Source organism: Mycoplana rhizolycopersici (genome assembly GCF_013378445.1).
GTDB classification, from domain to species: Bacteria; Pseudomonadota; Alphaproteobacteria; order Rhizobiales; family Rhizobiaceae; genus Mycoplana; species Mycoplana rhizolycopersici.
The window spans coordinates 70,455-96,354 of the sequence record NZ_JABXYK010000016.1; the positions used below are offsets into that span (position 1 = coordinate 70,455).

The 25,900-nt window shown below is 60.5% G+C and carries 26 protein-coding genes and 5 pseudogenes; 23 read left to right on the plus strand and 8 right to left on the minus strand.

Going from position 1 to position 25,900, the window contains the following annotated elements; translation table 11 throughout:
• Window positions 1-103 precede the first annotated feature (103 nt).
• The 6 genes from blh to dsbG all read left to right on the plus strand — a co-directional run bounded on the left by blh (window position 104) and on the right by dsbG (window position 4,266).
• Window positions 104-1,402, plus strand: a complete 1,299-nt coding sequence (gene blh, locus HV823_RS21295; protein WP_142523870.1) for a bifunctional sulfur transferase/dioxygenase Blh — start codon at window positions 104-106, stop codon at window positions 1,400-1,402.
• Entirely contained in the window at window positions 1,393-1,740 is a 348-nt protein-coding gene (bigR, locus tag HV823_RS21300; protein ID WP_142523869.1) for a sulfite-sensing transcriptional repressor BigR, read from the plus strand. The genes blh and bigR overlap by 10 nt, the downstream gene beginning before the upstream one ends.
• Window positions 1,737-2,147: a YeeE/YedE family protein gene (locus HV823_RS21305; RefSeq protein ID WP_142523868.1), complete on the plus strand. Its 411-nt coding sequence runs from the start codon at window positions 1,737-1,739 to the stop codon at window positions 2,145-2,147. The genes bigR and HV823_RS21305 overlap by 4 nt, the downstream gene beginning before the upstream one ends.
• Window positions 2,144-2,575: a YeeE/YedE family protein gene (locus tag HV823_RS21310; RefSeq protein WP_142523867.1), complete on the plus strand. Its 432-nt coding sequence runs from the start codon at window positions 2,144-2,146 to the stop codon at window positions 2,573-2,575. Before HV823_RS21305 ends, HV823_RS21310 begins: the two co-directional genes overlap by 4 nt.
• Complete coding sequence (locus HV823_RS21315) at window positions 2,572-3,354, plus strand: sulfite exporter TauE/SafE family protein (protein ID WP_176951723.1); 783 nt, start codon at window positions 2,572-2,574, stop codon at window positions 3,352-3,354. Before HV823_RS21310 ends, HV823_RS21315 begins: the two co-directional genes overlap by 4 nt.
• Window positions 3,355-3,462: 108 nt before the next feature.
• A complete protein-coding gene (gene dsbG, locus HV823_RS21320; RefSeq protein ID WP_210270888.1) occupies window positions 3,463-4,266 on the plus strand; it encodes a thiol:disulfide interchange protein DsbG in 804 nt (267 codons plus the stop codon).
• Window positions 4,267-4,335: 69 nt separating this feature from the next.
• Here the strand turns inward: dsbG and HV823_RS21325 are convergent, their stop codons facing one another.
• The gene (locus HV823_RS21325) at window positions 4,336-7,302 is read right to left on the minus strand and encodes a Tn3 family transposase (protein ID WP_137114099.1); all 2,967 of its coding nucleotides are present in this window, start codon (window positions 7,300-7,302) and stop codon (window positions 4,336-4,338) included.
• A 161-nt stretch (window positions 7,303-7,463) separates the two neighbouring features.
• On the opposite strand from HV823_RS21325, the gene HV823_RS21330 reads away from it, so the two are divergent.
• The 12 genes and pseudogenes from HV823_RS21330 to HV823_RS21385 all read left to right on the plus strand — a co-directional run.
• Window positions 7,464-8,039, plus strand: coding sequence for a recombinase family protein (locus HV823_RS21330; protein ID WP_137114117.1), 576 nt, complete (start codon window positions 7,464-7,466; stop codon window positions 8,037-8,039).
• 62 nt (window positions 8,040-8,101) lie between these two features.
• Window positions 8,102-8,422, plus strand: a pseudogene (locus HV823_RS21335) (transposase domain-containing protein); the annotation flags it as partial.
• Window positions 8,423-8,588: 166 nt separating this feature from the next.
• Window positions 8,589-9,041 (plus strand): hypothetical protein, encoded by a 453-nt coding sequence (locus tag HV823_RS21340; RefSeq protein WP_176951724.1) that lies wholly within the window; start codon window positions 8,589-8,591, stop codon window positions 9,039-9,041.
• Window positions 9,038-9,808 carry a UDP-2,3-diacylglucosamine diphosphatase gene (locus HV823_RS21345; protein ID WP_176951725.1) on the plus strand — a complete coding sequence of 257 codons (771 nt, stop codon included), beginning with the start codon at window positions 9,038-9,040 and terminating at the stop codon, window positions 9,806-9,808. Before HV823_RS21340 ends, HV823_RS21345 begins: the two co-directional genes overlap by 4 nt.
• Before the next feature lie 152 nt (window positions 9,809-9,960).
• Window positions 9,961-10,902: a glycosyltransferase gene (locus HV823_RS21350; protein WP_210270889.1), complete on the plus strand. Its 942-nt coding sequence runs from the start codon at window positions 9,961-9,963 to the stop codon at window positions 10,900-10,902.
• The gene (locus HV823_RS21355) at window positions 10,899-11,459 is read left to right on the plus strand and encodes a VTT domain-containing protein (RefSeq protein WP_176951727.1); all 561 of its coding nucleotides are present in this window, start codon (window positions 10,899-10,901) and stop codon (window positions 11,457-11,459) included. The genes HV823_RS21350 and HV823_RS21355 overlap by 4 nt, the downstream gene beginning before the upstream one ends.
• Window positions 11,456-12,184 carry a glycosyltransferase family 2 protein gene (locus HV823_RS21360; protein ID WP_210270890.1) on the plus strand — a complete coding sequence of 243 codons (729 nt, stop codon included), beginning with the start codon at window positions 11,456-11,458 and terminating at the stop codon, window positions 12,182-12,184. Before HV823_RS21355 ends, HV823_RS21360 begins: the two co-directional genes overlap by 4 nt.
• A 277-nt stretch (window positions 12,185-12,461) precedes the next feature.
• Window positions 12,462-12,911, plus strand: a complete 450-nt coding sequence (locus tag HV823_RS21365; protein WP_176951728.1) for a hypothetical protein — start codon at window positions 12,462-12,464, stop codon at window positions 12,909-12,911.
• Between the two features lie 73 nt (window positions 12,912-12,984).
• Window positions 12,985-13,566, plus strand: a complete 582-nt coding sequence (locus HV823_RS21370) for a hypothetical protein (protein WP_176951729.1) — start codon at window positions 12,985-12,987, stop codon at window positions 13,564-13,566.
• 21 nt (window positions 13,567-13,587) lie between these two features.
• Window positions 13,588-14,343 carry a response regulator gene (locus HV823_RS21375; protein ID WP_176951730.1) on the plus strand — a complete coding sequence of 252 codons (756 nt, stop codon included), beginning with the start codon at window positions 13,588-13,590 and terminating at the stop codon, window positions 14,341-14,343.
• Between the two features lie 35 nt (window positions 14,344-14,378).
• The gene (locus HV823_RS21380; protein ID WP_176951731.1) at window positions 14,379-15,728 is read left to right on the plus strand and encodes an ATP-binding protein; all 1,350 of its coding nucleotides are present in this window, start codon (window positions 14,379-14,381) and stop codon (window positions 15,726-15,728) included.
• Between the two features lie 85 nt (window positions 15,729-15,813).
• Window positions 15,814-16,104 (plus strand): annotated as a pseudogene (locus tag HV823_RS21385) (IS3 family transposase); the annotation flags it as partial.
• 47 nt (window positions 16,105-16,151) lie between these two features.
• Here the strand turns inward: HV823_RS21385 and HV823_RS21390 are convergent.
• Window positions 16,152-16,718 carry a hypothetical protein gene (locus HV823_RS21390; protein WP_176951732.1) on the minus strand — a complete coding sequence of 189 codons (567 nt, stop codon included), beginning with the start codon at window positions 16,716-16,718 and terminating at the stop codon, window positions 16,152-16,154.
• A gap of 171 nt (window positions 16,719-16,889) precedes the next feature.
• Window positions 16,890-17,165, minus strand: a pseudogene (locus tag HV823_RS27400) (cupin domain-containing protein); the annotation flags it as partial.
• A gap of 582 nt (window positions 17,166-17,747) precedes the next feature.
• Between HV823_RS27400 and HV823_RS21400 the strand changes: the two are divergent.
• Window positions 17,748-17,954, plus strand: a pseudogene (locus HV823_RS21400) (helix-turn-helix domain-containing protein); the annotation flags it as partial.
• A gap of 124 nt (window positions 17,955-18,078) precedes the next feature.
• Here the strand turns inward: HV823_RS21400 and HV823_RS21405 are convergent.
• The 3 genes and pseudogenes from HV823_RS21405 to HV823_RS21415 form a co-directional block, all read right to left on the minus strand.
• A pseudogene (locus HV823_RS21405) lies at window positions 18,079-18,291 on the minus strand (ATP-binding protein); the annotation flags it as partial.
• A gap of 148 nt (window positions 18,292-18,439) precedes the next feature.
• Window positions 18,440-20,569: a heavy metal translocating P-type ATPase gene (locus tag HV823_RS21410; RefSeq protein WP_176951733.1), complete on the minus strand. Its 2,130-nt coding sequence runs from the start codon at window positions 20,567-20,569 to the stop codon at window positions 18,440-18,442.
• A 56-nt stretch (window positions 20,570-20,625) separates the two neighbouring features.
• Window positions 20,626-21,195 carry a hypothetical protein gene (locus tag HV823_RS21415; RefSeq protein ID WP_176951734.1) on the minus strand — a complete coding sequence of 190 codons (570 nt, stop codon included), beginning with the start codon at window positions 21,193-21,195 and terminating at the stop codon, window positions 20,626-20,628.
• Between the two features lie 73 nt (window positions 21,196-21,268).
• Here HV823_RS21415 and HV823_RS21420 point away from each other — a divergent pair, with 73 nt between their 5' ends.
• A complete protein-coding gene (locus HV823_RS21420; RefSeq protein WP_176951735.1) occupies window positions 21,269-21,676 on the plus strand; it encodes a MerR family transcriptional regulator in 408 nt (135 codons plus the stop codon).
• A 14-nt stretch (window positions 21,677-21,690) separates the two neighbouring features.
• Here the strand turns inward: HV823_RS21420 and scpB are convergent, their stop codons facing one another.
• On the minus strand, window positions 21,691-22,389 hold the full coding sequence (scpB, locus tag HV823_RS21425) for an SMC-Scp complex subunit ScpB (RefSeq protein ID WP_176951736.1): 699 nt from the start codon (window positions 22,387-22,389) through the stop codon (window positions 21,691-21,693).
• Between the two features lie 5 nt (window positions 22,390-22,394).
• On the minus strand, window positions 22,395-23,411 hold the full coding sequence (locus HV823_RS21430; protein WP_176951737.1) for a DUF1403 family protein: 1,017 nt from the start codon (window positions 23,409-23,411) through the stop codon (window positions 22,395-22,397).
• A gap of 124 nt (window positions 23,412-23,535) precedes the next feature.
• Between HV823_RS21430 and HV823_RS21435 the strand changes: the two genes are divergently transcribed.
• The 3 genes from HV823_RS21435 (at window position 23,536) to HV823_RS21445 (ending at window position 25,840) form a co-directional block, all read left to right on the plus strand.
• A complete protein-coding gene (locus HV823_RS21435; RefSeq protein ID WP_176951738.1) occupies window positions 23,536-24,669 on the plus strand; it encodes a site-specific integrase in 1,134 nt (377 codons plus the stop codon).
• Between the two features lie 132 nt (window positions 24,670-24,801).
• Window positions 24,802-25,077, plus strand: a complete 276-nt coding sequence (locus tag HV823_RS21440) for a metal-sensitive transcriptional regulator (protein ID WP_176951739.1) — start codon at window positions 24,802-24,804, stop codon at window positions 25,075-25,077.
• Window positions 25,078-25,138: 61 nt separating this feature from the next.
• Window positions 25,139-25,840, plus strand: a complete 702-nt coding sequence (locus HV823_RS21445) for a MauE/DoxX family redox-associated membrane protein (protein WP_425487684.1) — start codon at window positions 25,139-25,141, stop codon at window positions 25,838-25,840.
• Window positions 25,841-25,900: the final 60 nt, after the last annotated feature.

The window sequence follows — 25,900 nt, forward strand, 5'->3', positions numbered from 1 at the left end:
TGCGCGGGAACCACAGGGGGAGAACAAAATTCCGTCACACACCTTGAAGGAGAATCAATATATAATATATTATAACGTATCTCGAAGTGAGAAGGAGCTGTTCATGACTGTCACCAGAATTTCCGAGAAATTGTCTGTTGCGCCGCAGCCAAGCATCGAGGACATCCAGTCGCTACGCGACAAGGGGTTCGAGACGCTCATCAACAACCGACCGGACGACGAGGAGTCGGCACAGCCAGGAACGGAAGCAGAAGCACAGGAAGCAAAGCATTGCGACCTGTCATACACGTTCATCCCGGTCACGGGCGGCACGATCACCGAGGCCGACGTGCGCGCTTTCCAGCGTGCCGTCGATCAATCGGAAGGTCCGGTCTTCGCCCACTGCAAGACCGGCACCCGTTCGCTCACCCTCTACCTTATCGGAGAGGTCCTTGACGGTCGCATGTCTGCCGACGAGGTGGTCGAGTTCGGACGCAGTCGCGGCTTTGACACGGGCGCCGCTGACGCATGGCTTCAGAAGCACGCCGAACGCAGGCCGCAGGTGAAGGGCTTCTTCGACAAGCGCACCTGGAGCGTCCAGTACGTGGTCTCCGATCCGGCGACCAGCAAGTGCGCCATCATCGACCCCGTCCTCGACTTCGACGAGAAGGCAGGCGCGACGGCGACCATCAACGCCGACGCCATCCTCGACTACGTCCGCAAGGAGGGGCTCACCGTCGAGTGGATCCTCGACACCCATCCCCATGCCGACCACTTCTCTGCCGCTCACTATCTGAAGGAGAAGACTGGCGCGCAGACGGCGATCGGCGAGCGCGTCGTGGATGTCCAGAAGCTGTGGAAGGGCATCTACAACTGGCCCGAGCTTGCCACCGACGGCTCGCAGTGGGACCGGCTGTTCGCCCATGGCGAGATGTTCAAGGTGGGATCGATCGATGCGAAGGTGATGCTTTCGCCTGGACATACGCTCGCCTCCATCACCTATGTGATCGGCGACGCCGCCTTCGTCCACGACACGCTCTTCATGCCGGACAGCGGCACGGCGCGCGCCGACTTTCCGGGCGGCGACGCCCGCGTCCTTTGGAAGTCGATCCAGGACATCCTCGCGCTACCGGACGAAACGCGGATCTTTACGGGCCACGATTATCAGCCGGACGGCCGGGCACCGCGTTGGGAAAGCACGGTGGCCGAACAGAAGAAATCCAACCCGCATCTGGCCGGCGTGACGGAAGAAGAGTTCGTGGCGCTGAGGACGAAGCGCGACAAGACGCTGCCGATGCCGAAGCTCATCCTCCATGCCCTGCAGGTGAACATCCGCGGCGGCCGCCTGCCGGAGCCGGAAGCGAACGGCAAGCGCTACCTCAAGTTTCCGCTCGATGCCCTGCAGGGAGCAGCATGGGAATGAGTGCCGAACTGAAAGCTATGTTGAAGGCGGGACTTTCGACAGCCGAGATGGCGAGCCGGGCGGGGGAGGTGGCAAACCTCCTGAAGACACTATCGCATCCTGCGCGGCTGATGATCGTCTGCACGCTCGTTGAGGGTAGTTATTCGGTGGGCGAGCTTGAAGAAAAGCTCGACCTCCACCAGCCTCATTTGTCGCAGCACCTGACAGTGCTGCGCGGCTCCGGCATCGTCGAAACCCGCCGGGAAGGGAAACAGATCTTTTATTCTCTAACAGAGGAGAAGGCCGCCCAACTGGTTGCCGCCCTCTATGAAATCTTCTGCGTGGAGAACCAGAAATGAGCGCGTATCTCACATCATTGGCCGGAGGCATGCTGATCGGTGCATCGGCCGTCATGCTCCTGCTCCTCAACGGGCGGATCGCCGGCATCAGCGGGATTGTCGGCCGTCTCGCCCAGGGCGTCGGCCTGACCACCAACCTCGCCTTCGTGCTTGGCCTGCTGCTAGGACCGCTCGCCTACCTGTCAATCTTCGACGGCTGGCCGACAGTGGAGATCACGGTAGGGTGGCCGCTGATCATTATCGCCGGTCTGCTCGTCGGCTTCGGCTCGCGCATGGGATCCGGCTGCACCAGCGGCCACGGCGTCCTCGGCCTGGCGCGCCTGTCTCCGCGATCCATGGCTGCGGTCGCGACATTCCTCACTTCCGGCGCAGTGGCCGTCACAGTTCTGAGAGGTTTCGGACTATGAACAGGAACGTCTACCAGTTAGGAGCCGCTCTCGCCTCCGGCATCGTCTTCGGTTTCGGCCTGTCCCTCTCCGGAATGCTGAACCCGGCCCGCGTCCAGGGCTTCCTCGACGTCTTCGGCGCCTGGGATCCGAGCCTTGCCTTCGTCCTCGGCGGCGCCGTCGTCGTCGCCTTCATCGGCGTGCAGGTGATGAAGCGGATGCGCCATCCCGCTTTCGACGACAGCTTCCATGTCCCCACGAGCCGCAGGATCGACGCACCGCTGATAATAGGGTCGGCCCTCTTCGGCCTCGGCTGGGGGATCGGCGGCTTCTGCCCCGGCCCGGCGGTCGCTTCCTTGTCGATGGGCATCCCACAGACGGTCCTGTTCGTTGTCGCCATGCTGGTCGGAATGACCTTGCATGACAGGGTGTGGAGCAGACGGACATGAGCGCCTCAATCCTTACGGCGGTCGGCTCCGGCGGGATCGTTGGATTCATGCTCGGCCTGCTCGGCGGCGGCGGGTCGATCCTGGCGACGCCGCTGCTCCTCTACGTCGTCGGCGTCACGCAGCCGCACATTGCCATAGGAACGGGGGCGCTTGCGGTTTCGGTCAACGCCTTCGCGAACTTTGCCACCCACGCGATAAAGGGTCACGTCTGGTGGCGCTGCGCTGCAGTCTTTTCCGCGCTCGGCGTCGTCGGCGCACTTGCAGGCTCGAGCCTTGGCAAGGCCATGGATGGCGATCGGCTGATCTTCCTGTTTGGCATCCTGATGGTCGTCGTCGGCGTCCTGATGTTGAAGCCCAGGAAACCGGCGTCGGCAGAATGCCGCCCGGTCGACCTCAGGATGTGCCTGGTCACAGCGGCCGTCGCGCTCGCCGCCGGTGCCGCTTCCGGCTTCTTCGGCATCGGCGGAGGGTTCCTCATCGTTCCCGGCTTGATGCTGGCGACGGGCATGCCGATGATCAACGCGATCGGCACATCGCTCCTCTCCGTCGGGGTGTTTGGCCTCGCCACCGCCCTGAACTATGCCGCCTCCGGCTTGGTGGACTGGTGGCTTGCCGCTGAGTTCATTGGCGGCGGCATCGTCGGCGGCGTGCTCGGCATGCTGCTCGCCACACGGCTGAGCGCCTACAAGAACATCCTCAACCGCCTGTTCGCGGCCCTCGTACTCGTGGTGGCGGCCTACATCCTCTATCGAAACTGGGGGACCTTATGGACCGGCTGAGGCAGCAGCACATCCCATAGCTGCAACTCCTGGCATATTCACAATGGCCGCTGCCTTAAGCCTGCCTTAAGGTGAGCAGGTCAAGCGAGGGCTTTTGAAGGAACCAAAATGCGCCTCATCGTTCTCACCTACCTCAGACCTGCCCTGATGCTGTTAGCAGCGCTGCTGTTTGGTTTCGCGCCACAGATCGCCGCAGCCGAGGATAGTCCCCAGCCCAAAGAGTATCCCCGTATCCTGAAGGCGATCGAGCAGCAGGGATTGACAATCCTCGGAGAGATGAAGGTACCAGGCGGTTTGAGAGCATTCGCCGCAAAAGCTGGCGCGCAACCTCTGACAATTTACCTCACCCCGGATGGCGAACATGTTGTCGTCGGCACACTTGTCGACGAGGCAGGACAGGACATGGCGGAAGCCCAGCTCAAGGAAATGGTGGAGGCGCCGATCTCGGAAGAGGGATGGGAAAAACTGGAGGGATCGACGTGGGTGAAGGACGGCGATCCAGACGCGCCAAGGACCGTTTACGTGTTTACGGATCCCAACTGCCCCTATTGCCACCAGTTCTGGACGGCTGCCAGGCCCTGGGTTGAGTCGGGCAAGGTACAACTCCGACATGTCATGGTCGGCGTGATCAGACAGGATTCCCCAGCCAAGGCGGCTGCCATTCTTGAGGCCAAGTCTCCTGAGGAGGCGCTGGCTGAAAACGAACATAAGTACGGGGACGGCGGCATAGTCCCTTTGGAAACGATCAGCCCCGCAGTGGCAGAAAAGCTCAAGCACAATGCCACTCTGATGACCGAGCTTGGCTTCTCTGGAACCCCTGCGATTGTCTTCAGGAAAGCGGATGGTAGCATCGGGAAGATGGGTGGTCTGCCGCAGGACGCTGCACTCGAGATGATTTTAGGTCCGAAATAACTCAGAGTGCTATAGGGCGTCACGACACGAAAGTGATGAATCTGTCCGACTTTTGAGAACATAGGGTGATCAGGCTGCCAGCATAGATGCTTCGCACCGTAGCGGCCTGAGATCGAGGCTGTCTGTCGGGGTCCAGATGTAATCGCCGGTGAGGCTGATATGCTGCCATCCGAGCGGAGCGATGTGTTTGATCACGTCGGGCGGCGTGGCGACGCCCTCCTGGTTAAGCTCGACGAACGCCGGTTCGAGATAGAGCGTGTTCCAGTAGACGATGGCGTTGATCAGCAGGTTCAGTCCGGACGCCCGATAGAACTGGCTCTCGAAGGTTCTGTCCCGCAGCTCTCCGAGCCGGTTGAAGAACAGCGCGCGAGCCAGGGTATTTTGGGCCTCGCTCTTGTTGAGCCCGGCGGTGGCATTCCTGCGCATTTCGGGGTTCTGCCACCATTGGGGCAGGAAGATGGACCGATTGATGCGCCCGATGTCGCGCAGCGCCAGCGCCAGTCCGTTTTGGCGCGGGAATGCGGACAGCTTTGCCAGCAGGGTCGAAGGGCGGACCTGGCCGGAGCGGATCGTCGTGACAAGGCGCAGGATGTCATTCCAGTTTGCCTTGATCCGCTCGACGTTGATGGGCTCGCCGACGAGCGATGCCAGGTTTTCGGGAGGCGTGTCGCCCGGGAATAGATAAAGCTTGCGATCCTTGAGACCGCGCAGGCGAGGCACGAGCTGGAAACCGACGAGGTGGCAGAGGGCGAAACTCATGTCGCTGACCCCGCCGGTATCGACATAGTGGGTTTCGATGGCGAGGTCGCTGCCATGATAGAGGAGACCGTCGAGGACATATATGGCCTCGCTCGCATTGGCATTCATGGCGATGATATGGAAAGCGCCATATTGGTCGGAGGTGAAGCGATAGAATTTGGCGCCGGGATTGGGGCCATAGCGGGCGTTGAGGTCGCCGATCGCCTCGGCATGCCCTCCCGCCGGAAAATACTGCCCATCCGAGGAAGAAGTGGTTCCGTCGCCCCACAATCCGGCCAGCGGCAATTGCCTCTGGGCGTTGACGAGGATGGCATGCGCGGCAGTGTAGCCTTCTTCCCGGATGTGCCAGTCGTGCGCCCAGGCGAGCTGGCGCATCGTCAGCCCGGGAGAGACATCCGCCATCCTGGTGAGGCCGAGATTGATGCCGTCCGCCAGGATGGCGGTAAGAAGCGCAAGCTTGTTGTCGGCTGTCCGCCCGGTGCGCAGATGGGTGAAGGCGTTGGAAAATCCCGTGTGTGTATCCACCTCAAGCAAAAGGTCGGTGATGCGGATCGCCGGCAGGCGGCCTTCCACTTGTCGTTTCAGCGCCTTCGCGATATCCGGAAACATGGCCTTGTGCGGCGTGACGCTGAAACCCGCGCCGGTCAATTCGACATCGTCGAGTTCGCCGGCGGCAGCCAAACGGGAAAGGTCACTCAGCCCGTCGTTCAAGATCTGGCGTTGCTGCTTCAGATAGGTTTCCACGTCGGTATCGACGGCGACCGGAAGCGGACCCTCCTCGCGCATCAGCTCGAATGTCGGCGTGGGAATGAGGAAGCTCTCGAAGGACTGGAAGCGTTTGGCTCCTTCCACCCAGACATCGCCAGCATCGAGGCGGCGTCTCAATTCACTGAACAGGCAGAGTTCATAGGCCCTGCGATCGATCTTGCCATCCTGCAGGATGAGAGGCATCCAACCTCTCGGCGCAAACGATATGGGCGCCCTGTCGGGTATTGCTCTTTTCCGGGTGCGGTACAGATCGGCGACCGTGGACAGCGCCCGCAGGAGGTTTGCCGCCACGGCGTGGCCACGAAACACGAACGCCGACAGGAATTCCGGCGCCATTTTTCGGATTGTCGGATAGCGCTGGAGCATTTCGATCTTCCCGTCGATGCTGTCCGGGGCAATCAGCGTGTCGACCGCCTGAACGCTGGTCGTGAAGCCCGGCCATTGAATGATCCGTTCGAGCGCCCTGCCGATATCCTCGCCTTTCTCCCTGGCCTCGATGATCGCGTGGCAAACTTTCGAAACGTCCCTGAGCGGCTTTTGAACCTCCCGGACGGAACGGGTGATGCGGGCGGTCGCCTGATTGTCGGCGCGCCGCGTCAAGGCGCCGATCAGTTTCTTGAACACGTCGATTGCGCAATCGGTCAGATGGCGGGAAAGATGCAGGACGGTGGCCGCGAGCACGGCGTGCCGGCGTTCTGGGTTGAGATCGCGTAGATGCTGTGCGCTCATCCGCACCCCTTCCGCGGCGAGTTCATCAAAAACCTTGGCCGGAATGCGCTCCATCAGTTCCGCAGGCAGGTGCAGTGACCGAAGAAACTGAACGCGTTCGGCTATCCTGTCGAGATTGACGGCGGTGGGCGACAGTGCCGGTGTTCGTGCCCAGGCGAGGATGGTCGCGCTCGTCCCTTCACGTGGATCGAGAAGCTTCTCCAGATCAAGCTTCTGCTGTTCCGAAAGCCCGCCGGCCAGGGCCCGGTGACCGATACGGATACCGCGCCGGATTGCAACGTGGATGATGGCTTCGAGCGCGCCACGCGCCGGCAGGAGAATTCGCCGGCGGCGCAATTCCTCCACAACCATGTCCGCCAATGCATCGGCCTGACGCATGGTTTGCGCCGCAGGCGTCAGCCAGCCGGTCAGCGCCCGCACATCCGAAGGCCCGAACGGGCGCATCTTCATCCTCTCGAAAAGCAGAGCGAGGTGTTCTCGGCGTGTCTGCGGACGCTCGAAATATCGATCGATCTCGCGATGATCGACGCCGATTTGCCGCGCCAGGAACCGCAAGACACCTGGCGGCAGGACCTCACCATCTGCAAGCGGCCGGCCTGGAAATCGCAACGTTGCCAGAACACAGGCCAGACCCAGCCGGTTCGACGCACGGTTCTGCCGCATGATCAGATCGAGATCCGACTGGTCCAGCGTGTAATATTTGGCGATCTCCCTTTCGTCATCGGGGATCGATGTCGCCTGGTTCCACCATATTTCGCTCAACAGTGCTCTTCGCGCCATTCATCATCATCCATCTCGTCGAGGGGGCTGCAGCGAAATGGAAAATGCGTGTCCGGCAAACGACCGTTTCACGGCTTCCACAGATTTTGTCCGCAAACCTTGCCATGAAACGGCAAATCGGACATTGTCCGCATTTAACGAGAAAACGGACAAATCGCCTCATGACCACTATTGGCTACGCAAGGGTATCCACCGGCGACCAGCATACGGCGCTTCAACTCGATGCGCTGCGCAAGGCGGGCTGCGAGAAGCTGTTCGAAGACAAGGCATCGGGTGTGAAAACCGATCGGCCGGGGCTAGCCGAAGCCGTGCGCTATGCTCGAGACGGCGACACGCTTACGGTCTGGAAGCTCGATCGCCTGGGCCGATCGATGAAGCACCTGATCGAGATCGTCACCGAGCTGGAATCCAAGGGTGTAGGCTTTCGATCTATCACCGAAAACATCGACACCACGACACCCGGCGGTCGCCTGGTCTTCCATCTGTTCGGGGCGCTGGCCCAGTTCGAACGCGATCTCATTCGGGAAAGAACCCGCGCCGGACTACAGGCAGCAGAGGAAAGGGGCCGGCGCGGAGGCCGGCAAGCTGTCGTCACGCCGGAGAAGCTCGCCAAGGCCCGCCAGCATCTGGCTGCCGGCCTCAATGTTCGCGAAGCCGCCGCGCGTGTGAAAATCGGCAAAACCGCCCTCTATGAAGCCCTCAAAGCCGAGAAATCTGTCGCGGCCACTATCAAATAAGCCGGAGTTCCGGGTACGTTCTCAAAAGTCGGACAGATTCACCACTTTCGTGTCGTGACGCCTATACGCTCTCCCGATGGGAAGGACTCTCGCGCTTCCTCGATGATGGACGCATTGAGCCCGACTCCAATACCGTCGAGCGGTCAATCCGCCCGATCGCGCTCAATCGCAAGAATGCCCTCTTCGCCGGCTCCGACGGTGGCGCCGAGCACTGGGCCGTCGTCGCTTCGCTGATCGAAACCTGCAAGCTGAACGATGTCGAGCCGCTCGGTTACCTGGCCGACGTGCTGACGAGGATCGTCAACGGCCACCAGAATAGCCAGATCGACGATCTCCTGCCTTGGGCCTACGCCCGGTCTCCCGAGCTCAAGGCCGTGGCCTGAAAACCCCGCTTACACGCGCAGCGTAGCACCCCACGATTCATCATGCTCCCCATAATCCGTCACACTTTGTCACAAACTGCCCTGTCGCTGTAAAACTTGAGAGACATGGCGGTTGTTCAATCTCCTCCATTCGGAACGCCCCCCGAGCAAATTGATGGAGATAGATATGAACAGACCACGCCTTTACATCTTTGGTGCTGCGGCGGCCGTTTTGTTCGGCCTATGGGTGCTTGGCCATCCTGGAACCCCCATGTTCTATCCCGGTTTTGCGGGCTCGCCCTATATGGATCCCCACATGGCCGAGCTCGGCTTTGACTATGGTTGCGGCTACGGCCACAGGTTTTGTCGTTGGGTGGAAGGTATCGAACGTGGGGTTGGCGCACTGACTGGCAATCCTTACCAACCACCGTTTGCGGACCCGACGCAATTGGGAGAACTGAAATCGACATTGGGCATAACCCAGGCGCAAGAGGCTGACTGGGATACCTATGAAGCAGCCTTGCAGGGTGGGGTCATGGCGGTGGAGCGTGTCCGGACCAGTTTACCGTTCCCCTGGCTCTATCCGCGCGGCGCCCACTACGCCAACGCCATGTTTGTGAATGAGGAGGCGCAGCCATGAGCTACCGAGCAATGTTTTTGTCAGACTGTCACCTTGGCGCTGCAGTGGCGAAGGCGGAGCTTCTGGCAGATTTCCTCGAAAGTAATCGGGCGGAGCGATATTACCTGGTCGGCGACTTCCTTGATTTCTGGCACCCGGTAACGGTTCGCTGGACGGACGATTGCCAGAGAGTGGTCGACCATTTGCGCAGGCGCGTCGAGCAGGGCGCCGAATTGATATATTTGCGGGGCAACCACGACCCGCGACCGGAGGAGGCGCTGGTCGAATTGGGTCTGCAGGTGCCTGTCCAAGAGCGCGTCCTTCACACAATGGGCGACGGTCGCAAGCTGCTGGTTGTGCACGGCGATTGTCAAGATTACCGACTCTTCCGGTCGGCATTCATGACGAGGGTAGGCACCATCCTGAATCAAGGTGTGAGGTTCCTTGATTGCCAGTTCGGGCGAGGCCTTGTGCTTTTGGGCCTGCGGGACGGCGAACTCCTGTCGCGGGCCTTGCGCCGAGCAGGTTGGATCGTTTGTTCGCCTTCGGCGCACGAACGGCGTCTCGTCAAGTTGGCACAAGTCACAAACGTCGACGGCGTTATTTGTGGACACTTTCACGTCGCCGCCCTTCACGAAAATGAGGGCTTTGTTTACGCCAATTGTGGCGACTGGCTTCACAGCTTTACAGCAGTCGCGGAAGACCTCGCAGGCAATCTGCAATTGCTTTCACCAGCGCCGAGCCGGGGGAGCGTGACGGAACCCGCACAGATTCTGGTGCAGTCATGACCGTCGCCTTTTTCATAGCCGCCGGCTTCCTAGCAGTCCACATCACGTCGGTCGTTGTGGTGGCCATGCGTCGAGCAGTTCCAAGGGACTTGACGGTTGTAAGAGGCCGAATCAGTCTACTGCGGCCCGTCTGCGGTAGTGAGCCGTTTGACATGATAACACTGTCCTCCTCATTCAATCAGGACTGGCCAGACTATGAGATCCTCTTTTGCGCCGCCTCCGAACAGGATTCGGCCGTGCCGCTGGTTCGCCGTTTGATCGACGAGCATCCAGGACATTCTGCACGGCTCCTCATTGGCAACGAGCGGCCGACGGGAAACCCCAAACTGGACAACCTGGTGAAGGGCTGGATGACGGCGACTGGCGACTGGGTTTGCATGACGGACAGTAATTTGCTTTTGACGGAGAATTACCTGACGGTACTCGCTCAAACGTGGGACGCGCAAACTGGTCTTGTGTCCTGCCCGGCCTGGGGGTCACAACCCGAAGGTTGGGCTGGCGCGCTGGAATGCGCCTTTCTGAACACAAATCAGGCGCGTCTGCAATTCTTTGCGGATTCTCTCGGCATCGGCTTTGCCCAAGGTAAATCTCTGTTCTGGAATCGCCAAATCCTTGATAGCGTGGGTGGTCCCGTGGTCCTTGGGAGAGACTTGGCCGAGGACGTAGCTTCAACCAAGTTAGTGCATAGGCTTGGCCTTCAGGTCAAGCTTCCCGCGAAACCTTTCACGCAACCGATCGGCAAGCGCACGTTCAAGTCAGTATGGGATCGCCAACTGCGGTGGAGTAGGATTCGGCGAGATGGATTCCCGTGGCTCTTTCTCGCAGAGCCCCTGAATGGCCCCGTCGCTCCCGTTTTGCTTCTCGCGCTGGGCGGCGGCCCGACGTGGCTCGCGGCCTTTCTGTTGATTTGGTACTGGGCCGAGGTTGCCCTGTCGCGCTGGAATGGCTGGCCCGCAACATGGTTGGACATCGTCATGTTGCCACTCCGCGATTTGCTCATCTATGCACTCTGGCTGGCAACGTTCCTGCGTCGCGGCATCGAATGGCGTGGGCATACGCTGCCGGCACCTCGACAGTTTGGTGCTTCGCTGTGATCGATCCCGGCCAAATCGCTCCATGGATCGAGGCCTATGGCAATATAGGTTTACTGGCGTTGTCAATCATCGAGGGACCGATTGTCACGATAGCCGCAGGCTTGATGGTCAAGGCGAACTTGCTCAATCTCTGGCCAGCGCTCTGCTTGGTTATCCTGGGCGACCTGATTGGGGACACGATCTTGTATCTGTGCGGTCGGGGTATGAGGCTCGACCGTACCCCCATAATCAAAAAATGGTTTCACGTGCCGCACCGGCGTATAGTTCCGATCATTCGCGCGATGCGTGAGCACAGCGTCTCGGTTCTCGCGTTCGGAAAGCTGACGCAGGCAGCTGGCTTCCCAGTTCTGGCAGCTGCCGGTGTCGCGCGCGTTCCATACCTGCTCTTCTTGACGACCAATCTGCTTGCCTCGATTCCCAAGAGCGCGGGCTTCCTCCTTTTGGGGTACTACGTCGGTCAAGTTGGGGCCACCGCTTCCACGTGGCTCTCAGCAGTTTCCGTTGCAACTTTGGGCGGCCTGGTGCTTGCCGGTATTTGGTGGATGCGCAGAGCATGACAAACTCCAATATGACCTTCACATGTCTTGTCGCTGCCTGGAACGAGGCGCCACGTATCGGCTGTGTACTTGAGGCAATCAGCCAAGTTGAGGCAATCGAGCGCGTCATTGTGGTCGACGATGGCTCAACCGACGGCACCGCCAAGATTGCCCGCAAGCTTGGCGCGGATGTCATTCGGATCGAACAGAATGGCGGCAAGACCGCGGCGATCGTGCAAGGCCTTAGGCAGGTCCAGTCCGGGTATATTGTGTTCATCGATGCCGATCTTACAGGGCTGACGGCGGATGATATCAGGGCACTGATAGAGCCGGTCTGCCGCGGGGCGGTAGATGTAACCATGTCCCTGCGAGGAAACTCGCCATGGCTGTGGCTAGCCATCGGACTGGACTATCTCACAGGCGAACGCGTTGTGCCCCTTGATCTGATCAAGCCTCATTTCGAGCAGTTGGAAGCGCTCCCAAATTTCGGGCTCGAGGTATTCTTGAACAGATTGGCGTTGGACGCGGCATTGAAGATAGCGGTCCTCGATTGGCCGTCGGTTAAGAGTCCGTCGAAGGCCGAAAAGCGGGGCCTTATGGACGGCGTCAAGGGTGACGTCGCCATGATGTGGGACATCGTCAAAACCATTGGCATCTTTGAATGCACAACCCAGATTGTCGGCCTGCTGCTCAGCCGCAGAGCCGGTAGCACGGCCCTGCGGTCGGCCGGCCGCGCGCCCGCTTGATGAACCTTGCGGATAAAGTCTCTCTGGAATAGGTGTCGGCCACGCCGGCAGCGATGAAACTGCTCGGCGAAATCATAGCCGATCGTACGCATCCGAGGAAGCTTTCGATTACCCACATCGTCGACGTGTCCCAATGGAGATGCCGAAGGCGATGTCATTGAGGCGGGTCAGGCCTCTCCAGACAACCATATTTCCGGGTGGTGGATCGTGTTTGCGAGCAAGGTAGCCACCGAGCATGGCGATCTGGATCAGATAGGAGGCAAGGGTCCTGCGTTGGATGCGCGGCGTAGCGCGCGCTGTGTCGATGCTATTGAGTGTGGCGATTTCAGCCGGGGTATGGATTGTCTCCGGTTCTGCTTCGGGCTTTTCTCGTGCAGACATGGTGAGAAAGGAATATCCGCCACCTGACCACCGCGATGAGGGCGAGGAACTTGGCCAGTCGATCGGCAGTCTCGAGCCTCGCTTTTCGGATAGCGTCCATGTTTGTGGTGTAATTTCGGGGAGCGACGCGGGTGGATTTGGCGGTGGGATTTCGCTGCCAGTTTTGCCGAGTGTCGAGTGGTCACCGGGCCTGTCGGATAAGGTGGAGTTTCGCGACTTAAACCTGACCGAAAGGGAACCCCCGATGTCCGAGGCCTGGGTCGACGGCCATATGCCTGCCCGCCGCAGATCGTATTGGCCGCCAGATATCTGTCACACTTTGTCACAAACTGCCCTGTCGCTGTAAAACTTGAGAGACATGGCGGTTGTTCAATCTCCTCCATTCGAAACGCTCCCTGAGCAAATTGATGGAGATAGATATGAACAGACCACGACTTTATATCTTTGGGGCTGCGGCGGCCGTTTTGATCGGCCTATGGGTGCTTGGCCATCCAGGAACTCCCATGTTCTATCCCGCTTTTGCGGGCTCGCCCTATATGGATCCCCATATGGCCGAGTTCGGCTTTGACTATGGTTGCGGTTACGGCCACAGGTTTTGTCGTTGGGTGGAGGGTATCGAACGTGGGGTTGGCGCACTGACTGGCAATCCTTACCAACCACCGTTTGCGGACCCGACGCAATTGGGAGAATTGAAATCGACATTGGGCATAACCCAGGCGCAAGAGGCTGACTGGGATACCTATGAAGCAGCCTTGCAGGGTGGGGTCATGGCGGTGGAGCGCGATCAGGACAGCCTGCCGGTTTTCTCATGGTTTCGTCCACATGGCGCGCACTTTGTGGATGCCATGATCATGAACGAGGAGGCGCAGAAGCAATCCGCTGCGATAACGGTCGCAGCGCAGTCCCTGCTGTCGAAGCTCACGCCGGAACAGCAAGCCAAGGCGCGTTACATGCTTCCGGGGCTTCCCGCTGGACCGAACCCTTTTATCGGAATTGAATAGCTCGATGCCACGGTGATAAGCATGACGAAAAATCGAGACGACAACAAGGATAGCGCTCCGCCGCCCGCCGCACATATCCTTGTTGTCGACGACCATATCGAAATTCGCGACCTGGTTTCACGTGCGTTGTTGAAGGACGGGTTCCGGGTGAGCACGGCCGCCGATGGCAACGCGATGCGGCAGGCGCTTGTCAATAACGAAATCGACCTGATCGTTCTTGATCTAATGATGCCGGGCGATGACGGCTTGACCCTGTGTAGGGAGGTGCGGAGCCGGTCCGATATTCCAATCATCATGCTGACGGCGAGGAGTGACGAGATCGACAAGGTGGTTGGCCTTGAGCTTGGTGCGGACGATTATCTCGGCAAGCCCTTCGGTAGCCGAGAATTGGTCGCCCGTATTCGTGCGGTTTTGCGTCGCAAGACACCCGGTGGCCAGCAAGAGCCTGCTCCCCAGCCTCGCATCTATGCCTTCGAACGTTGGAAGCTCGATGTCGATGCGCGTGAACTCATTGGCGATGACGGTGTCTCGGTGGCTCTCAGCACTGGTGAATACGATCTGCTTATGGCCTTTGCCGAGCATCCGCGACGCGTGCTCAACCGCGACCAGCTTCTCGATCTGGCGCGTGGACGCCAAGCGAACCTGTTTGATCGCAGCATCGATACCCAAGTCAGTCGCTTGCGCCGGAAACTCGAATTAAACCAGGCAGATCCCCGCATCATCAAGACGGTGTGGGGCGGCGGCTACCTGTTCGCCGCCGATGTGACGCGTCTATGAGAAGGATCCTGCCCGACAGCCTGTTTGGACGTACAATGGCTGTGCTGCTCGGCGGATTGATCGTTTCGCACCTCGCCGGATTCTTGATCTACTATGGTCATCGTGAGGAGGCGACACGGGCGGTGGGCGGCTATGCCATCGCGCAGCGTATCGCCAATCTCGCCCGCCTCGTTGATGAAGCTCCACCTGAGTGGCGGCAAAAGATCGTAGCTGCTTCGAACGACCCATCGCTCTCGGTATCGATTTCAGGCAGCCCGCTGGTTTTAGAGGGTGGCAATGATTCCGTCGCTCTGTCGGTACGCGACTATCTTATGGCTCAGCCAGCCGCCTCCGGCCTTCCCGAACCTCGTGTCGCTACGCTGGTGATCGATGGAAGGGCCGGCGATCCTCATGCTGACGGCGGCGCGCGATCCCATCACCATGTGGGCTTCTCACGGCACACCGATGAAATACAGGTTTCGGTACCGCTAAAGGATGGCGAATGGCTATCGTTTTCTGCTCAATTCCCCAGCGGAGCAAATACCGCCTCCCGGCAGCTATTGTTAGCGATGGGGATCATGACTGTTGTCATTCTAGGCCTGTCTGCCTGGCTCGTGCGCTCGGTTGTGCGCCCTCTGGATGACCTGGCTACGGCTGCACAACGGTTCGAGACAGACCTCAATGCGCCACCAATGCCGGTGAAAGGAACACACGAGACCCGGCAGGCAGCACGAGCCTTCAACAAGATGCAATCGAAGCGCCGTGAGTTGATCGAGAACAGAACACGTATCCTGGCTGCGATATCACATGATCTACGCACGCCGTTGACGACTTTACGGCTCAGGGCAGAAACCCATCCTGACGACGACGACCGTGAGAAAATGCTCGCGACCATTGAGGAAATGAACACGATGATCTCGGCGACCATGCAGTTCGCCCGGGATGAAGCGCAGCTCGGCCCAAGGCGTCGGATCGATCTTGCGGCTTTACTGGCAAGCGTTGTCGCTGACTTATCGGATAGCGGTCTCCCGGTTGATATGGCTCCGAGTGCTCCAGTCGTCTACGAATGCAATCCCAGCATGATCAAGCGAGTGCTGACTAATCTTATCGAAAACGGCGCCAAATACGGACAGGCCGTTCGGGCCAGCATCGCGACCCATTCCTCAACGATCGACATATTGATTGATGATGATGGCCCCGGTATCGATCCGGCAGAACTGGAGCGGGTATTCCAGCCCTTTTACCGCCTGGAAGGGTCACGTGCACGTGAAACGGGTGGTATTGGCTTGGGCTTGGCCATTGCACGCTCCGCCGTGGAAGCGCATGGCGGCAGCCTGACCTTGCGCAACCGACAGGACGGCGGGTTGACAGCCCAAATTTCCTTACCCGTCCAGAACCAGCCGTGAAGAGTAGGATGGACTACCCTGATTTCGTCTTCCTGTAGCCATAAACACCTCCCGCTATGAGGTGTTGCGATGACCGGTTGAATCCGCCCAATATGTGTCGATCAAATAAACCGAGCGCTTAGCAGAGGTCGGCGTCGAGCCGTCGGTCGGCAGCTCCTACGACAATCCGCTCGCCGAGATCAACAGCCTATACAAAGCCAAGGCCATTCACCGGCGCAGTCCGTGGCGCTCCTTCGAGGCCGTCGAGCTCGCGACGCTGGAGTAGGTCGACTGGTTCAACAATCGCCCGCTGCTGGAGCCCATCGGCATCATCCCGCCGACGAAAGCTGAGGCACGCTACTATACTATGCTCGAAGAGGCGGCCATGGCAGCGTGACTCAAACGAAACGGCCTCCGGCAAGCCCGGCACTGTTCAGTTCAACCTTACAAGGACCGTTCTAGTTCTATATGTCGCGGCAGGCAAGTGTCGATTATTCCCCGGAAGGCCATGCTATTTGGCTGGAGTCGAAAGCTGTGTGTCTGCATAGCCTGATCGTTATTTAAAAATGTCGTTGTCAGCGCTTGCGCATGAATGGCGTATGTAAAAAGATCATTGCTAAACTTTGGATTAAAAGTCAGGATGGTTTCGGAGGTCTTCTTTGCCGTCGCATTCCACGGTGTAGCAGAATAATCCAGCGTTATTTCCACGGAAACGTCGTCCCCAACCGCTACCGGGAAGCCACTCTGATCGAGAATCGACGCAAATATCCTGCGATCTTCTCCACAGGTAAATCCCAACCAGACGTCGCTGCTTTCCTTGGATTGGGTCGTGTCGATATAGACAGTTTTTCCGCCTTTGTTACCCGGGCTGTTTCTAAAAGCCCATGGCCCATCTGTGTTAAAGGCGTCTGACGAAACCGAATTGCCTGCAGCGTGTGTGTCTGTCGCTATAAAGACAGTAAGAAGACAGAAGCTTATTCTGATTATAAGGAGGTTGACGGGAATATTCATCACATCAGAACCCCTTTTCAGTCTGACAAGTATCAACATTGGACAGGAACGAATATTGATACAGAAAAATATTCTGAGAGCATAAATTGAGTCTCAATGTTTACGTGTCTTTCATCGAACAGACTGAGTACGAAATATTGCATGCCAATATGACCTCCACTTCCCCCGAGCTCACTTCTTCATCGGTTGTGGAATAGAGCGTCGCTTGTCATTCTCAGCCACAATGAACTCTAGGAAGAGTACATGGTCCGCGGTGCTCGGGTTTCTGTGGGAATGGATCGTGCCGGCGGGAACAAACAAACTGTCTCCGGCATTCAGCGTAACCCGTGTTTTTCCTTCTTCCTGCCAAACGCCCGCTCCTGACACGACATAGAACGTAATAGCTGCCGGATGGAAGTGCCTTGGATTGATCCCGCCCGGAGCATATTTGACTTCATAGACTGTGACCTCTAAATGCGCGGTGTCAGGGCAATATGGTCTTCAGCAACGGTGCATGCGGAATCACGCCATGCTTTTCTTGGCTCATACCCGGTTGTGCCTGAAGCCTCCAAAGGGCTCCTACCATCGCAACACCAATACGTATAAAATCCACCATCTTTGTCGTTTGCCGTTTACCTGACACTGAACCGTTAGCGTCGTGCCTGAGTAGGCATGGGGTAATGGCAGCGCTGATCATTGGTCGAATCACGTGGAACGTATCGTGATGGTGTCACTAACTGCCGGATCCTCAGCCAGTCCTGGCATTTGGGTTTCACCGTCGTACTTATGAAGCCGACTGCGCTCCCAGCTGGAATGATACCAATCATGCCACGGCCAGTCCCACCCGTGGCCCATAGGTCCTCTCGGAACCAATACGGCGGCTGCCAGCAGCAAGGCCAGCGCCGCAACGACAGCGCGAGCAATCTTACGCATAGATTGTTGATTTCCGCCGAGATCTGACCCGGGATTGAGGGATTTTTCCATCGAGAAGTGACCCATGCTTGAACCCACCCCTGCTTGATGAGCGCAGGGGACATTGGAGTGATAGACATGGCGTTACTGAGCGTTATCCGGCGCTGGCATCTGCGGGATGGACTTTCGATCCGAGAGATTGCCCGGCGCACGGGACTGTCGCGGAACACGATCCGCAAATACCTGCGATCCGACGAGGTGGAGCCCCGCTTTCGGGTGCCGGAGCGGCCGAGCAAGCTCGATGCCTATGCCGAGCGGCTGTTGTCAATGATCGCGGAATCGGGACCCCGTATTTTCGCGCAAAAGGGACCCCGGTTTTGATGTGAGGGCACGACGGCGAGCACCCGATCAGGCGTAGCTGGTCGGGGTTGCACAGCCTGATCGGGTGCGGTTGAGAGTGGTTTCGGCTTTAGCTTTGAGAGCGGCTTTTGAAGCGCCAGGAAGCGTTTCCGGTCTCGATGATCTCGCAGTGATGCGTGAGACGATCCAACAGAGCCGTGGTCATCTTGGCGTCGCCGGCAAAGACACTTGGCCATTCGCCGAAGGCGAGATTGGTGGTGACGACGATCGAGGTTCGCTCGTAGAGCCGGCTGATGAGATGGAACAGTAGTTGGCCGCCGGCCACCTTCGCGGCAGGCGGCGTCGGCCGCGACCAGGGGTGGCCGACCTCGATGTCGCCGGCCTGGTAGTCGTGGGCGATCGCAGGCGTTGCGAAAGCGATAAACGCGGAAAGCGCCGCAAGGGTGGTCCTCAGCAAATCGGTATCCTTGTTACTTCGAGGGTCGGTAGGCGAGCAGCCTGAGAGCATTCGCGGTGACGAGCACGGTCGCGCCGGTGTCGGCCAGGATCGCCATCCACAGCGTCGTCACGCCGAACAGCGTGGTGACGAGGAACACCGCCTTGAGGCCGAGCGCGATGGTGATGTTCTGCCAGATGTTGCCGAGGGTCGCCTGCGAGAGCGCGACGAGATCGGCGACGCCTTCCACGCGGTCCTTCAGCAGCGCTGCGTCGGCGGTCTCCAGCGCCACGTCGGTGCCGCCGCCCATCGAGACGCCCACCGAGGCCGCCGCGAGCGCGGGCGCGTCGTTGATGCCGTCGCCGATCATCGCAACAGGACCCACCTCCTTCAGCCGCCCGATCTCGGCCAGCTTGGCGTCCGGCAACAATTCGCCGCGGGCCTCCATGCCGAGCCCCGACGCGATGGCGTTCGCCGTGCGCTGGTTGTCGCCCGACAGCATCAGCACCCGGACGCCCCGATCCTTCAGACGCTTCACGCCACTAGCCGCATCGTCGCGCGGTTCGTCGCGCAGGGCGATCAATCCCTCGATGGTCTTTTTCGCCATCAGCACGACGACCGTCTTGCCGTCGTTCTCGAGCGCCAGGATGCGCTCGCGCACGTCAGCCGGAATGTCGGTCTCCTCGGCGGCGTGGCGCGGCGAGCCGACCGAAGTGAAGCCGGATTTGAGGCGGGCCGTCACGGCCTTGCCGGGGACGGCGATACCGCCGCCGAAAACCTGCGGCAGTTCCAGCCCGCGCTCCGTCGCGGCTTCGACGATCGCGATGCCGAGCGGATGGCTGACATTCTTCTCGACGGCGGCCGCCTTGACCAGCACATCATCTTCCGACCCGGACAGCGCGATCACGTCCGTCACCTTCGGATGGCCACGCGTTAGCGTGCCGGTCTTGTCGAAGGCGACTGTCACCACCTTTCCGAGCGTTTCGAGCGCCGCGCCGCCCTTGATGAGCAGGCCCTGCCGCGCGCCGGCGGCGAGACCCGACGCGATGGCTGCCGGCGTCGAGATAACCAGCGCACAGGGACACGCAATCAGCAGCGTGGCGAGACCCCGATAGATCCACGTCATCCAGTCGCCGCCGAAGGCGAGCGGCGGGACGATGATGATGAGCGCCGCCACGACCATCGCGCCCGGTGTGTACCAGCGCGAGAAGCGGTCGATCATGCGCGCGGTCGGCGCCTTGGATTCCTGTGCCTCCTCGACCATGTGGATGATACGCGCGATCGTGTTGTCGGCGGCGACATGGGTGATCCGTACCCGAAGCTCGCCATTGGCGTTGATCGAGCCGGCATAGACCTTGGCGCCCGGCTCCTTCAGGGTCGGCACGGACTCGCCCGTCACCGGCGCCTCGTTCACCTCCGACGAGCCCTCCTCGACCACGCCGTCGGAGGGTATGCGGTCGCCGGGACGAACCACGACCTTGTCGTCGATAGCAAGGGCCTCGACCGGAACGCTCTCCGTCCGGCCCGAAGCGCCGACACGGAACGCGGTGCGGGGCACGAGGTCGATCAGCGCCTCGATGCCGGCCCGCGCCCGCCCGGCCGCCACTGTCTCCAGAAGCTCACCGACCGCAAACAGGAAGATGACGACGGCTGCCTCCTCGGCCTCGCCGATTGCGACGGCCCCGAGGGCTGCGACCGTCATCAGCGTCTCGATGGAAAAGGGCGATCCTTCCATCGCGCCGGCGACTGCCCGGCGGGCGAAGGGCACGACGCTGACAAGTGCCGCGCCGGCATAGAGCCAGGTATCCCACTCGGGCAGGAAGAAGCTCGCGACGAACGCGGCCGCGAACAGCGCGCCTGTCATGAACACCAGCCGCGCCTTCGTTCCCTGCCACCACGGCTCCGTGACGCGCTTTGTCGGCAGAGCTGGTTGGACGTCCTGCGCCGAGCCGGCCGGCTGGTAGCCGAGCGCCCTGATCTTCTCCTCGATCGTGCGTTGCGAAGTCCTGTCCGGATCGACCTTCAGCGCCAGGGTGCCCCCGGTGTAGCTGACATTGATGTCGCTCACGCCCGGCAACCGCTGCATGGCGGTCTCGATCTTCAACGCACAGGCGGCGCAGTCCATGCCTTCGATCTGGAGTTTGAGCGGGCTTGCTGCAGCCATCGTGTCACCTCAACTGTTCGGTGACACGAGAGTTAGTCCCTGTAGTCGCTACAGGGTCAAGAGGCTCGTTTCGTCCGATCCGTTGTTGCTGGAACCAGCATCCGATAGAGGCCCCACCAGGCCGCCGGCGCGAGCGGCACGACGCTGGCCATGCCGGGGAAGTAGCCATAAGGGCGGTCCTCGAACAAAGGGAAGATGAAATGCGCCAGCTCGATCACGCCCATCGACACGAAGAACGTCCAAGCGAGATAGTGGCCGAACGAGTATCGGCGCAGCATCAGGAACGGCACCAGCAGCCACGCCGCGGCCAGCACATAGAGAAGGATGGCCAGAGGAGACCCTTCCTGCGGCACGGGCACGCCGGTCAGTTGCGATAGCGCAGGAAAGAAGTCCAGCTCGCGCTCCTCGATCTTGTGCAGGACGAAGAAGCCGAGGGTGAGAAAGTAGGGAAGCCGAATGTCGGCGAAGGTCGCCTCGTCCCGTGCGACGAGCCAGATTGCCAACCCGCCAACAAACCCGAAGGCGAACAACGCCATCGGCACCAAGCCAAGCAGAACGTAACCTATCGCGACGATCGCGGCAGTGTGGGCGGCTGCCAAGGCGACCACCGAGATCTGCTTGTTCATAGTCTTCGCCTCGACAGACTGCCCTTCATCCGATAGATAACGCTACAGTCTGTAGTGACTACAGGGTCAAGACATGAACGCGCACGCACTGACGATCGGCCATCTGGCCCGCGAGACCGGCACCAAGGTCGAGACGATCCGCTTCTACGAAAAGTCCGGTTTGCTGCCGGCCCCGGCGCGCACCGAGGGCAATTATCGCTCCTATGATCGCGCGCACCTCAACCGGCTGAGCTTCATCCGCCGGGCGCGCGATCTCGGATTTTCCCTCGACCAGATCCGCGACCTGCTGGCGCTGTCCGATGATAGAGGCCAATCCTGCGCTGCGGTCGACGCGATCGCAAAGGAGCACCGCGCGGAGGTCGAGCGCAAGATCACCGATCTCCGGTCGCTCAAGAAGGAACTCGACCGCATGATCGACCAGTGCGGTTGCGGCGTCGTCGCCGACTGCCGCATCATCGAGTCTCTGTCTCCTCGCCAGTGATGGCGACGGACCGCCTATTTGTCGGTTTCCAAGAGTCCATCGCGCTCCTCGTTGCCCGCAAAGCCCGGCATGATGTCGCCGGCCAGCAGCTTTTCCTTGCTGAGTAAACCAGCGTCCTCGAGCGCCTCGCGGTCGGGAAGATCGCGCAGCGTGTCGAGCCCGAACTCGAGCAGGAACGCCTGGGTGGTGACATAGGTATAGGGTGCGCCCGGCTGCGGCGCGCGCGGGCCTGACGCGATGAAGTCGTGCGAGCGCAGATTGCCGATCAGGTCTCGGCTGATCTCCCGGCCGAAGAAAGTGGACAACTCGGCCCGTGTGATCGGCTGGAAATAGGCGATGCACATCAGCACCAGCACTTCTGATTGCGTCAGGTCGACGGCGCGCTCGCTTCCGCCGACGGCCCTGCGGATGGCATCGGCATAGGCCGGCCGGGTCAGGTGCTTCCAGCCGCCGGCGACGGCAACCAGGTCGTAAGGGCGGCCGCGCAGTTCCTCGCGGATGTCGTCGATGAGAAGATCGATGCTGCAGTTCTTTCCCACGATCCGCGCCAGTGTCTCGCGGTCGACCGGCTCGCTGGCCGCAAAGATGGTCGCCTCGACGCGATTCATCCATTCCCGCCAGCGCGCCTCCGGCGGCAGATGATCCAGCTCCCGATCAAACAGACCGTCGTCTGGTCGGCCTTTCGTTCGTCTTGCTCGCGACGCCTCCGCCATTCTCGTCAAATCCCATAGATGCGGAAGGCGGCACGGCCGCTGAGCTCGCGCACGGCGCCGAGTTTGAGCAGGCGCTCGAACAGGCGGCGCAGGCTGCGGTCGCTCATGCCGGCGGTCTTTGCCGAGGCGACGATCGCGTCGTCCGACAAAAACCGGTCGACGACGACGTCCGCGCCTCGGGCGCGAAGACCGGGCGCCACGGCGATCAGGCGGTCCGCCCGGCGCCCGATGTCGGCCGACAGGTCGACGGCCCGCAACGCCGCACGCGCCTGCGCGGCGAGCAGACTCTTTGCACGCTCACGGAGCACCTCGATGCTCGCCGCGACGACGGCGGAGGGGCGCCGCGGCCGGCCGGAACCATTTGCGCCGGCAGCTTCGCCACCGAGCAGCGGCACGGCGTGCGTCCAGCCCAGCCGCTGCGCGAGCTGCACGTCCGCGAACCAGCATCCAACCGTGCGTGGAAGGTCGCGCCGGTCTGCGGCCGCAAAGGCGCCGATCAGCATTCCGACCGCACCTTCGGTCGCCGCAAGCTGCCGAAGCTCTACGGCCAGTTCGGCCGCCGTCTCGTCATCGCGAGCGAGACCCAGAGCATCGAGCATGCCGGCGATGCCCGCCTCCGTCAGCAGTTCCTCCGCTGGCCGTGTGGCCAGCCGGCGCCAGGCCACGAGCATGCGGCCGGCCGGGCCGACATCGTCGCCGGGCCGCGTGAGCAGCACGGCGTCGCGCAGGGCGGCTTCATCCTCCACCCGTCCGGCCTGCCTGGCCGTCACCGCCGCCGCGACGAGCGCCAGCCGTTGCCGCCACGCGCCGGCCCATCTCTCCCGCCGGCGGACCACCGCGTCGAGCGCGCCGATGGCGGCGCCCGCGGTGATCGCGATGTCCTCAAGCCCTTCCGAAACAAGGCTTTGCGTGTCGGGAACGGCGCGGCGCAGCCAGCCCGGTAGTGCGACTGCCGGAGTGGCCGCGGAGGCGGCGAGCACCGGCCCTTGGTGGCGCGGAGAGGGTTTCGGGCGCAGAATCATCGCGAAAAGGATGAATCATGGCGGCGGTTTTGGCAACAAAAATGGCCTAAAACCGCCGCGCTTGTCGCTTCATTAAAACGACCGATAATCTTGCATTATCGGACGTTTTTCTCATAATAGAGAAATGGCCCAAATGATCGAGCAAAAAACCGAAAATCACTTCGAGGAGATCTCTGCGCCGTCTCTCAGCACGGCGCCGAAGCGTGATGTTTCCACGCCGGGGGTGTCGGGCGATAGCCCCCTCCCCTCTCTCGCCATTCAGGACCAGACGCCCGCCCATCTTGCAAGCCTTGCTGATCGCGCCCGGGGTTATGTTGAAGCCGCCAGTTCCGCCAACACGCGCAAAGCCTATGCCGCCGATTGGAAGCATTTTTCAGCCTGGTGCCGGCGCTCGAATCTCACTCCCCTCCCCCCACATCCGCAAACTGTAGGGCTTTATATTACGGCCTGCGCTTCCGGCACGGCTGAACGGGGCGCGAAAGCGAACTCCGTCTCGACCATCGAACGACGCCTCTCCTCGCTTTCCTGGAACTATGCCCAGCGCGGCCTCTCGCTCGATCGCAAGGACCGGCATATCGCCACCGTGATGGCTGGCATTCGCAACAGCCATGCCAAGCCACCGGTGCAGAAGGAAGCGGTCATGGCTGAAGACATCATCGCCATGGTCGAGACGCTCGACCGCGGTTCGCTGCGCGGCCTGCGCGACCGCGCCATGTTGCTGGTCGGCTTTGCCGGTGGTCTTCGCCGCTCCGAGATCGTTGGCCTTGATCTGAAGGCAGACCAGACCGAAGACGGGCGCGGCTGGATCGAAATCCTCGACAAGGGGATGCTCGTTACCCTGCGCGGAAAAACCGGATGGCGGGAGGTTGAGGTGGGTCGCGGCTCGTCTGACGCGACCTGCCCGGTCGCCGCGATCGAGATGTGGATCAAGTTCGCCAGGCTGGCCCACGGTCCCCTTTTTCGCCGCGTGACAGGGCAAGGGAAAGCTGTCGGATCGGAGCGGCTGAACGACAAGGAGGTCGCCCGGCTGGTAAAGCGCACCGCACTGGCGGCCGGCGTTCGCGGCAATCTCAGCGAGATCGAGCGCGCCTTCAAGTTCTCCGGTCACTCCCTCCGCGCCGGTCTCGCCTCTTCAGCCGAGGTCGACGAACGTTATGTCCAGAAACAGCTTGGCCATGCTTCGGCCGAGATGACGCGACGCTATCAGCGACGGCGTGATCGCTTCCGCGTGAACCTCACCAAAGCCTCCGGGCTTTGAACGCTCTTTTCGCCCTTACTGCATAACCTAGGCGTCGCTTTGGGCCGGTACGGGCGAAGTCTTCGCTGTCGTAAGGGAACAATGGCGGACCGCGATCGTTGAACATACTCCCCTAGGGTATGAGAGGTAACGATGTGCGGCGACAGAAAGCGGGCCAAGATCGTTCGGTTAAACCGGATTGCCGGTCAGGTCCAGGGTTTGGCGCGAATGGTGTCTGACGATCGCTATTGCATCGACATCCTGCATCAGATCCAGGCAGTGAAAGCAGCCCTCGGCCGAGCTGAGAGCGAGATTCTTCGTGATCACGCGGCTCACTGCGTCGCGGATGCAATCAAGTCCGGCGATGCGAGTGAGCAACAGCAGAAATTGGACGAACTCGTCGAGCTGTTCGATCGCGCAAGGCGCTAGAGATATTAGAGGTGATCGGATGAATGCTCATTCGCGCAGAGCGACGATCTATCGGATGGTCATGCCCGACCACATCTGTCCGTTTGGCTTGAAGTCCCTCGATCTGCTGAAACGCGAGGGTTTCTCTGTTGACGACAACTGGCTGAAAACCCGCGAAGAGACCGATTCCTTCAAGGCCGAGCACGAGGTTGAGACAACACCCCAGACATTCATCGATGGGCAGCGGGTCGGCGGCTACGACGATCTGCTTCGTCATTTCGGCAAAACCGTTCGCGATCCAAAGGCTGTCACCTATCAGCCGGTGATCGCGGTGTTTGCCATGGCCGCGCTGATGGCCCTCGCAGCCAGTTGGGCGGCGTTTAGCGACGTTCTAACCGCTCGTGCCTTAGAATGGTTTATCGCGATTTCCATGTGTATACTTGCGATCCTGAAGCTTCGGGACGTCGAGAGCTTCTCCAACATGTTCCTCGGCTACGACCTGCTGGCCCAGCGCTGGGTCCGCTATGCCTACCTCTATCCATTCGGGGAAGCGCTTGCCGGGATCCTGATGATCGCCGGCTTTCTGTTGTGGCTGGCTATCCCGGTCGCGTTGGTGATCGGCACTATCGGTGCCGTTTCGGTGTTGAAGGCCGTCTACATTGAGCGCCGTGAACTGAAATGCGCCTGCGTCGGCGGCGACAGCAATGTCCCCTTAGGTGTAGCGGCTTGCCAACATAAGCGCCTCTGCTCGCAAACATCGGCATTTTCTGCTCGAATTATCTGACAATGGAGCGGGCGTCGTGCTCACGCTCTTTGCCAATGTGCTCGCAAACATCCGGGTCTG

What these genes read in the sequence shown, in the direction of transcription:
- HV823_RS21390 (WP_176951732.1), bottom strand. Translation starts at nt 16,718, where the DNA reads ATGAATATTCCCGTCAACCTCCTTATAATCAGAATAAGCTTCTGTCTT.
- HV823_RS21370 (WP_176951729.1), top strand. Translation starts at nt 12,985, where the DNA reads ATGAACAGACCACGACTTTATATCTTTGGGGCTGCGGCGGCCGTTTTG.
- HV823_RS21415 (WP_176951734.1), bottom strand. Translation starts at nt 21,195, where the DNA reads ATGAACAAGCAGATCTCGGTGGTCGCCTTGGCAGCCGCCCACACTGCC.
- HV823_RS21340 (WP_176951724.1), top strand. Translation starts at nt 8,589, where the DNA reads ATGAACAGACCACGCCTTTACATCTTTGGTGCTGCGGCGGCCGTTTTG.
- HV823_RS21440 (WP_176951739.1), top strand. Translation starts at nt 24,802, where the DNA reads ATGTGCGGCGACAGAAAGCGGGCCAAGATCGTTCGGTTAAACCGGATT.
- HV823_RS21380 (WP_176951731.1), top strand. Translation starts at nt 14,379, where the DNA reads ATGGCTGTGCTGCTCGGCGGATTGATCGTTTCGCACCTCGCCGGATTC.
- HV823_RS21310 (WP_142523867.1), top strand. Translation starts at nt 2,144, where the DNA reads ATGAACAGGAACGTCTACCAGTTAGGAGCCGCTCTCGCCTCCGGCATC.
- HV823_RS21350 (WP_210270889.1), top strand. Translation starts at nt 9,961, where the DNA reads ATGATAACACTGTCCTCCTCATTCAATCAGGACTGGCCAGACTATGAG.
- HV823_RS21410 (WP_176951733.1), bottom strand. Translation starts at nt 20,569, where the DNA reads ATGGCTGCAGCAAGCCCGCTCAAACTCCAGATCGAAGGCATGGACTGC.
- bigR (WP_142523869.1), top strand. Translation starts at nt 1,393, where the DNA reads ATGGGAATGAGTGCCGAACTGAAAGCTATGTTGAAGGCGGGACTTTCG.
- HV823_RS21420 (WP_176951735.1), top strand. Translation starts at nt 21,269, where the DNA reads ATGAACGCGCACGCACTGACGATCGGCCATCTGGCCCGCGAGACCGGC.
- HV823_RS21445 (WP_425487684.1), top strand. Translation starts at nt 25,139, where the DNA reads ATGCCCGACCACATCTGTCCGTTTGGCTTGAAGTCCCTCGATCTGCTG.
- HV823_RS21325 (WP_137114099.1), bottom strand. Translation starts at nt 7,302, where the DNA reads ATGGCGCGAAGAGCACTGTTGAGCGAAATATGGTGGAACCAGGCGACA.
- scpB (WP_176951736.1), bottom strand. Translation starts at nt 22,389, where the DNA reads ATGGCGGAGGCGTCGCGAGCAAGACGAACGAAAGGCCGACCAGACGAC.
- HV823_RS21375 (WP_176951730.1), top strand. Translation starts at nt 13,588, where the DNA reads ATGACGAAAAATCGAGACGACAACAAGGATAGCGCTCCGCCGCCCGCC.
- HV823_RS21305 (WP_142523868.1), top strand. Translation starts at nt 1,737, where the DNA reads ATGAGCGCGTATCTCACATCATTGGCCGGAGGCATGCTGATCGGTGCA.
- HV823_RS21360 (WP_210270890.1), top strand. Translation starts at nt 11,456, where the DNA reads ATGACAAACTCCAATATGACCTTCACATGTCTTGTCGCTGCCTGGAAC.
- HV823_RS21430 (WP_176951737.1), bottom strand. Translation starts at nt 23,411, where the DNA reads ATGATTCTGCGCCCGAAACCCTCTCCGCGCCACCAAGGGCCGGTGCTC.
- HV823_RS21345 (WP_176951725.1), top strand. Translation starts at nt 9,038, where the DNA reads ATGAGCTACCGAGCAATGTTTTTGTCAGACTGTCACCTTGGCGCTGCA.
- HV823_RS21435 (WP_176951738.1), top strand. Translation starts at nt 23,536, where the DNA reads ATGGCCCAAATGATCGAGCAAAAAACCGAAAATCACTTCGAGGAGATC.
- dsbG (WP_210270888.1), top strand. Translation starts at nt 3,463, where the DNA reads ATGCGCCTCATCGTTCTCACCTACCTCAGACCTGCCCTGATGCTGTTA.
- blh (WP_142523870.1), top strand. Translation starts at nt 104, where the DNA reads ATGACTGTCACCAGAATTTCCGAGAAATTGTCTGTTGCGCCGCAGCCA.
- HV823_RS21365 (WP_176951728.1), top strand. Translation starts at nt 12,462, where the DNA reads ATGCGCGGCGTAGCGCGCGCTGTGTCGATGCTATTGAGTGTGGCGATT.
- HV823_RS21330 (WP_137114117.1), top strand. Translation starts at nt 7,464, where the DNA reads ATGACCACTATTGGCTACGCAAGGGTATCCACCGGCGACCAGCATACG.
- HV823_RS21315 (WP_176951723.1), top strand. Translation starts at nt 2,572, where the DNA reads ATGAGCGCCTCAATCCTTACGGCGGTCGGCTCCGGCGGGATCGTTGGA.